General features: G+C 44.0%; 10 protein-coding genes. 1 reads left to right on the top strand and 9 read right to left on the bottom strand.

The window, feature by feature from the left end; genetic code table 11:
- Positions 1-179: 179 nt before the first annotated feature.
- The 9 genes from dtd to F6X55_RS15680 form a co-directional block, all read right to left on the bottom strand.
- Entirely contained in the window at positions 180-629 is a 450-nt protein-coding gene (gene dtd, locus F6X55_RS15645) for a D-aminoacyl-tRNA deacylase (protein ID WP_153464645.1), read from the bottom strand.
- A 14-nt stretch (positions 630-643) separates the two neighbouring features.
- Positions 644-2,848, bottom strand: coding sequence for a RelA/SpoT family protein (locus F6X55_RS15650; RefSeq protein WP_026569845.1), 2,205 nt, complete (start codon positions 2,846-2,848; stop codon positions 644-646).
- A gap of 286 nt (positions 2,849-3,134) precedes the next feature.
- The gene (locus F6X55_RS15655; protein WP_026569844.1) at positions 3,135-3,647 is read right to left on the bottom strand and encodes an adenine phosphoribosyltransferase; all 513 of its coding nucleotides are present in this window, start codon (positions 3,645-3,647) and stop codon (positions 3,135-3,137) included.
- Positions 3,637-5,985: a single-stranded-DNA-specific exonuclease RecJ gene (gene recJ, locus F6X55_RS15660; protein ID WP_153464646.1), complete on the bottom strand. Its 2,349-nt coding sequence runs from the start codon at positions 5,983-5,985 to the stop codon at positions 3,637-3,639. The genes F6X55_RS15655 and recJ overlap by 11 nt, the downstream gene beginning before the upstream one ends.
- 73 nt (positions 5,986-6,058) lie before the next feature.
- Positions 6,059-6,385: a LapA family protein gene (locus tag F6X55_RS15665; protein WP_153464647.1), complete on the bottom strand. Its 327-nt coding sequence runs from the start codon at positions 6,383-6,385 to the stop codon at positions 6,059-6,061.
- Positions 6,386-7,014: 629 nt separating this feature from the next.
- Positions 7,015-7,317, bottom strand: a complete 303-nt coding sequence (locus tag F6X55_RS20425) for a transposase (protein ID WP_474103979.1) — start codon at positions 7,315-7,317, stop codon at positions 7,015-7,017.
- Positions 7,314-7,448, bottom strand: coding sequence for a hypothetical protein (locus F6X55_RS20430; RefSeq protein WP_419866469.1), 135 nt, complete (start codon positions 7,446-7,448; stop codon positions 7,314-7,316). The genes F6X55_RS20425 and F6X55_RS20430 overlap by 4 nt, the downstream gene beginning before the upstream one ends.
- A 204-nt stretch (positions 7,449-7,652) precedes the next feature.
- The gene (secDF, locus tag F6X55_RS15675; protein WP_153464649.1) at positions 7,653-9,902 is read right to left on the bottom strand and encodes a protein translocase subunit SecDF; all 2,250 of its coding nucleotides are present in this window, start codon (positions 9,900-9,902) and stop codon (positions 7,653-7,655) included.
- Positions 9,903-10,060: 158 nt separating this feature from the next.
- On the bottom strand, positions 10,061-10,360 hold the full coding sequence (locus tag F6X55_RS15680) for a post-transcriptional regulator (protein WP_026569840.1): 300 nt from the start codon (positions 10,358-10,360) through the stop codon (positions 10,061-10,063).
- A 120-nt stretch (positions 10,361-10,480) separates the two neighbouring features.
- Here F6X55_RS15680 and spoVB point away from each other — a divergent pair, with 120 nt between their 5' ends.
- Positions 10,481-12,037: a stage V sporulation protein B gene (gene spoVB, locus F6X55_RS15685; protein ID WP_153464650.1), complete on the top strand. Its 1,557-nt coding sequence runs from the start codon at positions 10,481-10,483 to the stop codon at positions 12,035-12,037.
- Positions 12,038-12,091 lie beyond the last annotated feature (54 nt).

Here is a 12,091-nt window from a genome sequence, read left to right on the forward strand (position 1 = left end):
TAGGCCTCCTTATCGATTTGGATTTCCCCTAACGACTAGCCAAGCGAAACGCTGAAGAAAATAACGCTGTTTCGTTCTCTACCCTAAGTATGCCCAAGTCAATTGGCGACTATGCCGACACCCGACAATCGGGATGTGCTAAAAACAAACTGGATTGCTTTACGACAGACCGATTACATTCATCTGCGGTCCGAACTGTCCAAAAGCAAGGTTACAGGGCCATCGTTTGTAAGATGGACCTGCATATCTGCCCCGAAGGTGCCTGTTTCTACTTTGGTTCCGGAATCTGCTACATACTGATTGAATTTTTCATACAGTTGTTCAGCAGGACCGGGCTTCGCCGCGGCCATGAAGTTTGGACGCCGTCCCTTCCTCGTATCCGCGTACAAAGTAAACTGAGAAATAGAAAGCACACTGCCTCCAACGTCTTTCAAGGACAAATTCATCTTTTCCTGATCATCTTCAAAGATGCGGAGAGATACTATCTTATCCGCCAAATATTTGGCATCTTCTGTTGTATCCTCTTGGCCTATTCCGAGTAATACAACCAGCCCGGATTCTATTTCCCCTACCGTTTTATCCTCCACCTCAACCTTGGCATGTTTTGCCCGTTGAATGACAGCTTTCACCTTTAACGCACTCCTTATTGCAACATTCTTGTTACCGTGTAAACATCTTTAATTTGCTTCAGCCTGTCCACTATCTTTCGAAGATGACTGATGTTATGAATCAAGATGGTAATATGGATGAGGGCCATCTTATTGCGGTCCGATTTCCCGTTGACCCCGATGATGTTCGTTTTGGTTTCATTGACAGCCTGTAATACCTCATTCAGTAATCCCCGCCGATCGAACCCGGAGATTTCTAAATCTACATGATATTGTTTTGACAATGCATCATTGTTTTCCCAATCCACCTCTAAAATCCGGTCTTGCGCTTCTTCTGTCTGTATATTAGGGCAGTCGGTCCGGTGAACGGAAACACCACGGCCTTTCGTTATATAACCGACAATATCGTCACCCGGGACTGGATTGCAACATTTAGACAAACGGACCAGGAGATTGTCGACACCTGCGACCCGCACTCCTGAATCTCTTTTTCTACCGTGCCCTGATTTGACATCTGTTTTGGATACGCCTTCCAAAGTTTCAGCTAAATCCTGGGTTTTCAAATTTTGTTTCTTCTGTTTTTCAGTCAGGCGCGTGGCGATTTGTGCGGCAGTGATTCCCTGATAACCTACAGCTGCGTACATATCTTCCTCATTGCTGAAGTTGAATTTTTCGGCAATTTTTTCAATATTCTCGGCGGTTAAAATATCTTTTGGTTCGAAACCTGCAGCCTTCACTTCTTTTTCGACCAATTCTTTTCCTTTCACCACATTTTCGTCGCGGCGCTGTTTCTTGAAAAATTGTTTGATTTTATTTTTCGCCTGGGATGTCTGCGTGATACTTAGCCAGTCCTGGGACGGTCCATAAGAATGTTTGGAAGTCATCACCTCGACAATATCTCCAGTGTGCAGGCGGTAGTCAAGAGGTTCCATCTTGCCATTCACTTTTGCACCGATTGTTTGGTTCCCGACCTCTGTATGGATTTTATAAGCAAAATCCAAAGGTACAGAACCCGATGGAAGCTCAATCACATCTCCTTTCGGGGTGAAAACATATACCATATCGGAAAATAAATCGACTTTCAAAGACTCCATGAACTCTTCTGCATCATGTGTTTCGTTTTGCCATTCCAGTATTTCCCGGAACCAGCTCAACTTGGCTTCAGAGTCCTCTTGATTCTGATCAAGCTGTTTTCCTTCTTTATATGCCCAATGAGCGGCGATTCCGAATTCGGCAATTTCGTGCATATCCTTTGTCCGGATTTGGACTTCCAGAGGAGCCCCCTTCGGCCCGATCACGGTCGTATGCAAGGACTGATAAAGATTTGGTTTCGGCATAGCGATATAATCTTTGAAACGTCCCGGCATTGGTTTCCAACAAGTATGGATGATGCCAAGTACGGCATAACAATCTTTTATGCTGTCGACAATTATCCGGACAGCCAGTAAATCATATATTTCGTTAAACTGTTTATTCTGCATGGCCATTTTTTTATAAATACTATATAAGTGCTTCGGCCGTCCGGAAAAATCAGCTTTGATATGGACGTCATCCAGCTGCTTTTGCACTTCCTGCATGACTTCTTCAATATAGTTTTCACGTTCCTCGCGCTTTTGTTTCATTAAATGCACGATTCGATAGTACTGTTGAGGATTTAAATATCGTAACGCCGTATCTTCTAATTCCCACTTGATGGTGGAAATACCAAGACGATGCGCCAAAGGAGAAAATATTTCCAGTGTCTCATTTGAAATCCGTCTCTGCTTCTCGGGTGGCAAATGTTTCAGCGTCCGCATATTGTGGAGCCGATCCGCCAGTTTGATCAGGATGACCCGAATGTCTTTGGCCATCGCAACGAACATTTTACGGTGATTTTCTGCCTGCTGCGCTTCTTTGGACTTATACTTGATTTTTCCTAGCTTGGTTACGCCATCCACAAGCATTGCAACCTCATCATTGAACGCTTCAGCTAACTGTTCCACCGTTACATCGGTATCTTCGACAACATCATGTAAGAACCCGCCGGCAATTGTCTCCGGATCCAGTTCCAAATGAACGAGAATGCCCGCCACTTGTACGGGGTGGATAATATAGGCTTCTCCGGATCGCCGATACTGGCCTTCATGTGCCTTTTCGGCATAGTAGTATGCTTCTCTGATAAAGGATACATCTTTTTCAGGAAGATACGTACCGGCTTGCTCCATGACATCTTCTGCTGTCAAAATTTTATCTTTCGACATGTAATCACCTTGATTTCTTTTACTATTGAACACTGGAATGGACAATGTTGTGTGAATCAAAACCTAAAACTATCAGATTGCTGAATCAAGTAAGAAAGCTTCCGCTATACAACAGGGATAGTTCAATCTGCAATAAAAGTGTAAAATAACATCATTTGCTGTTTATGCTTTCTTCTAGTATAAAAAAAGCTTAAAAAAAGTAAAGAAAAAAAGTTTTTCCATCCGTACAAACCGGATAGTAGCTAAACAGGAGTACTCCTGAGAGCACTCCTCTTTTTTGCTTATATCAATATTGCATTAAAGTAAGGACATCATAACCATCCAGCTTCTGCCGGCCATGTAAGTAAGTTAACTCGATCAAGAAGGCACAACCTGCCACAATACCCCCCAGTTCTTCTACAAGCTTGATGGTCGCTTCGATTGTTCCCCCTGTTGCCAACAAATCATCGGTAATCAGGACCCGCTGGCCGGGTTTGATGGCATCCTTATGGATTGTCAGTACATTTTTTCCATATTCAAGACCGTAATCGACTTTGATCACTTCGCGCGGCAGCTTGCCTTCTTTTCTGACAGGGGCGAAACCGACTTCCAACGCATATGAAACAGGACAGCCGACAATGAACCCTCTTGCTTCCGGTCCCACCACCAAATCGATTTCTTTCGTGCGGGAGTACTCGACAATCTCATCCACTGCAGCCTTATAGGCAGTCCCATTATCCATAAGAGTCGTGATATCTTTGAATCTTACTCCCTCTTTCGGCCAATCTTCTACGACGGTGATGTATTTTTTATAATCCATGGCTTACTTCCTCCTTAGGTGATCCGCTCTTTTCCATAAATGGATCGAACCAAGCTTTCAATTCATCATAAGATGAATAATAAAGTTTTTTCTCTATTTCCAGCCTGTTTTGCATCTTTTGATATGCAGGCGCTTCGGTCAAATCTTTTTTTGCTGGATTCGGATTGGTTTTCAGCAGACCATCCTCTATTTTAACAAATTCCAATTCAAAAAACACTTGGCTGATGAATTTTATCTTTTCCGGCTTCCAGCCTTTATGCTTCGCGAGCATATCCAATTCTGTATTCATATCGAATTGTTTTCTCTTCAACACCATGGCATAAAACCACTTGAAATCCTCACGGCTCGGGAGCACTTCCAGAAAACGTCCGTCTTTTTCATAGAAACAAGCAAAAATTTTGCCTGGTTTCAACCGGGACAACAGTTGCTCTAAATCCCCCAAACGCTCAGGCAAGTCGAGCAAAATCAAGCTTTCGATATTTTCCTGCTCCCAGCGAGACAGCTTGTCCTCGCTATAAAGCGACGGGTTGACTTCAGCTGGAATACGTTGTTTAATTGATTCCTCATGAAAACAGACAGCCAGACTTTCCTGGAAAAGTTCCAGTGGAATTTGCTTTGAGAGGTGTCTGGACCCGCGATAATCGAAAAGCTGCCAGGCATGTACTGCTAAATCTTTAACCATTAGCTGTACTTTTTGTTTTCCATTCCATTCATTAATCTCCAGCTCTCCAATCACATCAATAACGGAACGAGGAGAGATTTTACTGTAGAGTTCGCCCATACCGAAAGCGATGCCGTCCAATTTTTTTTGTTCTCCCTGGAAGGAAAACTTCAGATGATTTTGCTGGCTTCCGATAAGCCTTATTTCTGCAGGTTTAGCTTGAACATGGAACAACGGTTTGGGGTTGCTCATTCCGAATGGAGCTAATTTATTGACCTCTTTTATGATCGAGACATCCAACTCTTCGATATCGACGGTCGAATCTATTGTCAATGACTGTTTGTAGTCCTCTTCCGTAAGTTTATTGGCAGCCGCATCGTTCAAGAGATTCCGGAGTGCCGGGAGATTTTCCACCGGCAACGTCATACCGGCAGCCTGTGCGTGCCCGCCAAAATGCGTAAAGGTTTCCCTGATTTCCATACAGTTGTTGAACAAATCAAAAGCATCGATACTTCTTGCCGATCCCTTGGCCTGGTTTTTGTCAGCGTTAATGGATAAGACAATTGCAGGCCGATCATATTTCCTTACGAGTTTTGATGCAACAATCCCCAAAACTCCTTCATTCCATCCCTCTTTCGCAGCCACAATGACATGTTCTCCCGTGTCACCCGCTTCTACCAATGCTTCCGCTTCTTTAGCAATGTCGGCAACTATTTTTTGCCTTTCCTGATTCAATTCCTGGATGAATCCTGCCAGTTCCTCCGCCTCGGCACCATCCTGTGTAAGCAGCAAATCCACGGCCATATCCGCATCCTGAAGCCTTCCCACCGCGTTGATTCTCGGGCCAATAAAAAAACCGATATGTTCTTCGGTAATATCGCCCTCTATATTACAAACCTTCTTCAAAGCTTTAATTCCTGGACGGTTTGATTGCGAGATTGCTTTCAAGCCGAATTTGGCCAGCACTCTGTTTTCATTGACCAGCGGCACCAAATCAGCGATGGTCCCTATCACAGCCAAATCCAACAATTGCTTGGGAAAATAGCCAAGTAACTGCTGGGCGAATTTAAAAGCTACTCCTACACCGGCAAGTTCCTGAAATGGATAATCAGTGGAACATTTGGGATGCACGATTGCCAGCGCATCAGGAAGCTGATCCTGCACTTCATGGTGGTCGGTTATGATCAAGTCCAAACCGATTTCTTTGGCGATTTCCGCCTCTTCGACTGCAGCAATCCCCGTATCCACAGTGATGATCAAGTTTACACCCTCCGTTTTCGCCTTCCGGAAGGCTTGTCCATTGGGTCCGTATCCTTCGGTAAAGCGATTGGGAATGTAAAAAGTACAGTCCGCTCCCAACTCCCGAAGTGCCTCTAGCATGACCGCAGTCGAGCTTACACCATCTGCATCATAGTCTCCAAAAACAAGAATTTTTTCTCCATCCGCTATGGCTTGATGGACTCTTTCACCAGCTTTGCTGATGTCATTCATCAACGTCGGATCATGTAGGTCCTCAAGACTTGGATGAAGGAATTTTTTCACCTGCTCCTTTGAAACGATGCCTCTTTGAAACAACAGACGCTCGGTTAAAGGAGCCAAGGAAAATTCTTCTGTAAAATCGATACCTTCATCTGAATCGTTATATGTAAACTTCCAATTTGCTTGGCTTTGTAACATAAATTCACCCCTGACCCACTTATTATACTAGAGTGAATCAGGGGGAGCAAATGGATTTTTTTCGTATCTTCCCTCATTCTTTGTGATTGGACATTGCTTCTTTCTGGTCTTGTTCCGTGCTTTCTTCCATCGAAGCCGGCTCGGCAACAGGTTCGTCGAGTTGTTCGTTTTTCTTTTTCAACGAGCGGACTTCCTTTTGCAATCGAAGCACTTTGACCCAGCCCACGGCAGCCGTGATCAATCCCCCCATCAAGACAGATATCAAGATGACCAGGATCAATGGTGCATTTCCGGTTCCGAATAAGTAGTCGACTTCTACAGGTTCGACATTAATAACAGCGAAAATCGCCACAATCAATGCAAATATGAGTGCAAGGATGATATAGCTTTGCCCTTTCATTTGTTTCCTCCTTTACTGCATGATAGAGGTTATAAACACCGGTTAAAGATATACTTCCCAACCTAAGTAGAAAAAAAACCCTCGTAATTCAGTGACGCCACTGACCCTATAAAAGTGCAACTTTCCACTCCGGCAAGGTACTTCGCTTACCGCGGACACGGCTTCAGCTAACTTGGCAAAGAATGAGATACCTTCTTCAGGTGTGTTTTCCGTTTTGCCTCATGTCCTTGCGGATAGAAAGCGAAGCCGCATGGAGACCAGGTGTACTTCTTTTCCTTATTATGCAATTGTCCAGTTTCCAAAGAATAAAGGAACCTCCGTACTTATTTTTTGTCTTCTCCTCTGTTTAGATACCTATCAACCAATAAAAGAATACCGTCTGGTCATCTTGTCTTGATAAAGTAGAAATCAGAGCACAAAAACGTAGCGAAGGCAAGATACGGAAACTCCAACGGGAACAGCACGAGCTGAAAATCCCGCAAGAAAGCGTTTTTTACTTTCTGAGGAGGTTGAAGCCGTGCCCGTGGAACGCGTAGTATCTTGCCGTAGCGATTCGAAGCACACATCAAACAACAGGATATAACGAGAATATAAAACGAAAACCGAACGAATTTGATTGGTAGTTAGAATTATTTCGGTATTTGATTTGGCGGCCATGCTTTTGTCCCGGTCTCTTTATCTAATTTTAAGTGATTTTTGCCCTCTATTCCTTCATTCGTTTCACTACGACGGAAGTAAGCTAATAAGCTGGGATCAAAGAAGTCATCTTCTGGTACCATCTCAAGGAAACATTTGAAGGACAAGTCGACCTGAGCGCGTTCCACGAGATTTCCAGCAGACAATGTACACATGGTTTTCAAGAGGAGGTATTGGAGCATACGAAGGGGATGAACAGCGTTCCGTCCATTGTCATGACAGTATTTGTCCTTCAGTTCGTCATAAACGAAGGAAAAATCGAATCGATAAGCTCCTTGATTTCCCGAAGAAGATGGTCCTTAGGGACCACCATATCGTAAAGCCCTTCATACTGGCTTAAATTCATGGATAATGGACGGTCTAACATCGAATCCCTCCCTTTTATGTATTAGAAAAAAGCGTGACTTTCTTTTAAAAATCAAAGAAAATCACGCTTTTTCGTTCTACCTCTGTCAATTCCAAGATGAGCGTTCGGTGGTGACGCCTGCGGGATCAGCGCCAGCCGAAGTCTCATGGTCAACTGGGTTTTCAAGACCAAGTCAGCTGTGGCCGTGTCCCACAGAGAGGCACCTTAAACCTGCGGTCCGCCTGTTTGTTTTTTCTTCACATAGTTAATTGGTTTTTCTTTGATATTTCTTCCACGGAAAATCAACCAAAGCTGGGCTGCAATAAATAATGACGAATAGGTTCCGGCAATTAGCCCGACAACTAACGCAAAGGAAAAGTTAGTAATCGAGGATGCACCGAACACCAGCAGCATAACAGCGGCAAACACCACTGTAATAACCGTATTGAAGCTTCTCGCCAGGGTTTGCATTAAGCTGCGGTTGACGATTTTCGCTAGCTCTCCGAACGATTTCACCCGTTTCTTAAGCTTCAGGTTTTCCCTGATCCGATCAAATGTAACAATAGTATCGTTGATCGAATAACCGACTATTGTCAGTATCGCAGCGATAATCGTAATATCGAATTCCAATCTCGTAATGCTGAACAACGCCACGATGAAAAATGCATCATGCAGCAAAGCGATGATCGCTGTAAGTGCAAAGAAAAATTCAAAACGGATTGTCACATAAACGATGATGCATAGCGCGGCATACAACACTGCCATCACAGCGTTTTTGGCGAGCTCCTGTCCAACTACAGGCGACACCGTACTAACGCTTGGATTGTTCCCGTATTGATCACTGAAATAGTCTTGGAATTCTCCTACTTCGTCCTGAGACAGGACTGTATCGAACCTTGCCACTGCGATGTCGTTATCATCTCCGGAAATGACGATTTGTTCCGGGGAATGTCCGAGTTCTTCAAAATCTTCTTCGATTGCTTCCTGAGTCAGACTTGTATCGGCAAGAACTTCCACTCTGGATCCCGCCGTAAAGTCGATCCCGAGGTTCAACCGGAAAACGGCCAGACAAATTACACCGGCAAGGACAAGAATAAGGGAGAGCGAAAAGAACTTTTTACGATGGCTCACCAAATCAAATGTGCGCCCGAATAGCTTCGGTTCTACCTCATCGGTATTGTCCTTGTCTTGTATATCTTTGGATTTCACGCCAAACCAGCCAGGACGTTTATTTAGAAAACGGCTGTTTACCCAAAGACCAAGAAACAGCCTTGTTCCATAAACTGCTGTAATAAAGCTGACCAATATGCTGATAATCAACATAGTGGCAAATCCCTTGACCGAACTTGTCCCGAAAATAAATAACACTGCCGCCGCAATCATCGTGGTGATATTGGCATCGAGAATCGTCGACAGGGAATTTTTGTTACCGGCTTTGAATGCGGATTGTACCGATTTACCGGATTTCAATTCCTCCTTGATCCGTTCATAGGTGATGATGTTGGCATCGACCGCCATCCCTACCCCTAGTATCAGAGCAGCGATTCCGGGTAAAGTCAACACCCCGTTCATCCATTCAAATACAAGCAGGATCAAGTAAATATAAATGCTCAATGTAATGGAAGCAATCACACCAGGGAAACGGTAGTAGACCATCATAAACAAGAAAATGAGCGCTACTCCGATAAAACCGGCAAAAACTGTTTTATCAAGTGCCTGTTGTCCAAATTGTGCTCCCACTGAGGTAGAATACACCTCATTTAAATTTACCGGCAATGAACCGGCATTTAAAATATCTGCCAACCGTTGGGCAGAATCAACTGTGAAGTTACCGCTGATTTGAACATTCGATGTATTCAATGTCTGATTGACTGCCGGAGCGGAAATATACTTGGGATCTTCTTTCTTTGATTCTTCCTCAAATGAATCTCCTTCTTCATAATCCATCCAGATCACCAGACGGTTATCAGGCATTTGCGAGATTTCCCTCGTAACGTCTGCAAATTTTGAAGGGTCCTTCAACTGAAGAGTAACGATCGGCTGATTGGTGTTTGGATCAAAGTCCTGCCGAGCGCTGTTCTCTTTTAAGTCATCTCCGTTTAAGTATTCTTTATCATTGACATCACGAAATGATAATTGGGCTGAAGTTGAGAGCAACTCCCTTGCCTCATTCTGGTCGTCCACTCCCGCGAGCTGTACCCGAATCCGGTTCGGCTCCTCAATATTGAAATTCGGTTCATTGACACCTAGAACATCGACACGTTCACGGAGCGCTTCCGTCGTCGCTTCCAACGTTTCCATGCTGACATCCGAATCACCATCCAGTGTCTCCACTTCATATAACACTTCAAAACCGCCCTGCAAATCAAGGCCTAGCTTGATATCCTTGGTTATACCTGTAATCGTTGTCCCAATCGTCCCTGCAAAAATCAACACGATTAGAAAAAAGGCAACGATTCTGCCTCTTTTAACCATCCTGTTTGTGCCTCCTCATACTCCATCCGCTCTAACAGCAAATACAGCTAATTTGTGACCGGCTAAATCGCCTGGATCCTTTTTTCATTAATGTTTCATATCAAACAACACATAGGAACATTATAGAAATTATTTACATGAAGGTCAATGGACTATTCCTATCCTTCTTCTTCAACAGGACCGGATAAAGCGGCAATGGATGCCATTAAATCGTCGTCTTGATAAGCTTGAACGGTTAAATAACTCATATAAATGTTTGAACTCAAATGAAAAATATCTCCCACAACCTCATGGACACGCTTGGGGGGATTGCCTTTCCATACCTTCTTCTTGAGACAATTCCATACATCCAGAGAAGTCGCCCTGGAGTACCCCATCAATTGAAATTCTTCCACTTTGCTTTCCAGTATCAATTCCATTTCTTTTTTCCATTCATCAACTAGTTTTTCCTCCGCCACTGGTGCGCCCCCTCTAGCTTTTGATAATTTTTGTACCTGCCTGTCATGCTTGGCCAACCACCTTGCATATACATTCATTGTATATGAATTATAAAAATTTGAGAAGGCAGGTCGTTACTTGTGACCAAGCAAACATTTCTTCAGGGGACCCTGATTTTGATAGCAGCCGGTATGATCACCAGATTCTTAGGCTTTATCAACCGCATCATCGTTGCAAGATTAATGGGGGAGGAAGGGATAGGCCTGTATATGATGGCTCTTCCTACCTTGTTTCTCGTCTATACACTCACCCAGTTCGGACTGCCGATAGCTATTTCAAAACGGGTAGCAGAGGCAGAAGCACATGGTGATCTCAAAAAGATCAAACGTATTCTAATTATTTCTCTGACTATTACCGGGACACTTAGCGTCATTTTCCTCGTCGGATTGATTTTGATCGCTCCGATAGTAGCGACAAAGTTCTTAACGGATGAACGGACGCTTTATCCGTTGCTCGCAATCAGCCCGATGGTTCCGATTTCGGCTGTTTCCTCTGTCATCCGTGGATACTTCCAGGGAAGACAAAACATGAAACCACAGAGCTACGCTCAAGTCATTGAACAGATTGTCAGGATTTGCTGTGTTTCATTTTTAGTTAAATTGTTTCTTCCTTATGGAGTGGAATTCGCCGCGGCAGGTGCCATGTTTTCTGTTATTGTCGGAGAACTTTGCTCGTTGTTTTTCATGCTGCGCATGTTTAAAACGAAGAAGCGTATCAAGTTGCGGGCTGACATCCTCCACTATATCAAATCCGGAAGAACGACATTCAATGAACTCATGTCGATTGCCTTGCCCGGAACCGGGAGCCGCCTTGTGGGTTCTGTTTCCAATTTTCTCGAACCGATTCTCGTTTCACAAAGTCTGGCCATTGCAGGATTTCATACTGTAGCTGCGACAAAACTTTATGGTTCGCTTACGGGATATGCTCTTCCATTACTGTTCATGCCTACCTTCATCACCCATTCGCTCGCTGTCGCCATGGTGCCGAACATCAGTGAAGCAGACGCGAAACAAAACAGCCAACTCGTTCACTATCGCATTCATCAGGCGATCCGGATTTCTTTTGCTTCTGGTGCTTTGGCGACAGTGATCCTGATGCTTTTTTCGGTCCCGATTCTGGAATTCATGTATGGAACCAGCAGTGCAAGCCGATTTTTGATTTTAATGGCCCCATTCTTCGTCATGCTGTATGTGCAGTTCCCTTTAAACGCAGCACTGCAAGCATTGAATTATGCAAAAGAAGCAATGTGGAACAGCATCATCAGCACAGGGGTGAAATTTGCAGTCTTGGTCATTTTTGCTACCAATCCTCAATTCGGGATCATGGGGGTTGCCTTGGGAATGATTGTAGGTGTCGTTCTTGGTACTATGCTCCATATGGCTACTTTGATCAAAGTCATTTCCTTCAAACTGCCTTGGCTGGATTTTCTGAAAATGGTCTGTTTGTTTGCCATTACCTGGTGGGCAGGAAATCTGCTGAAGCAGTTAATTCCAGGATATGCGGACAATTTGTTGATTTTTCTTGCCATCCTTTTAGTTCTGGGAATCTTTTATCTCGTTTTATTGTTTCAATTTAAATTTTTATCGATGGCCGAGCTGCGTCAATTCCCGCTTCTGAACCGTTTGATCCGTAAATAGGATAAAGCCTGCCATGGCATGGCGACAAAATCAGGTGAGTCACCCCTCCTCGAT

Origin of the sequence: Sediminibacillus terrae (assembly GCF_009602435.1) — a bacterium.
GTDB lineage: Bacteria > Bacillota > Bacilli > Bacillales > Amphibacillaceae > Sediminibacillus > Sediminibacillus terrae.

Excerpts from the sequence above, each read along its gene's own strand:
- F6X55_RS20430 (WP_419866469.1), bottom strand. The coding sequence starts at position 7,448 with ATGTTAGACCGTCCATTATCCATGAATTTAAGCCAGTATGAAGGGCTT.
- F6X55_RS15655 (WP_026569844.1), bottom strand. The coding sequence starts at position 3,647 with ATGGATTATAAAAAATACATCACCGTCGTAGAAGATTGGCCGAAAGAG.
- F6X55_RS15650 (WP_026569845.1), bottom strand. The coding sequence starts at position 2,848 with ATGTCGAAAGATAAAATTTTGACAGCAGAAGATGTCATGGAGCAAGCC.
- secDF (WP_153464649.1), bottom strand. The coding sequence starts at position 9,902 with ATGGTTAAAAGAGGCAGAATCGTTGCCTTTTTTCTAATCGTGTTGATT.
- F6X55_RS15665 (WP_153464647.1), bottom strand. The coding sequence starts at position 6,385 with ATGAAAGGGCAAAGCTATATCATCCTTGCACTCATATTTGCATTGATT.
- recJ (WP_153464646.1), bottom strand. The coding sequence starts at position 5,985 with ATGTTACAAAGCCAAGCAAATTGGAAGTTTACATATAACGATTCAGAT.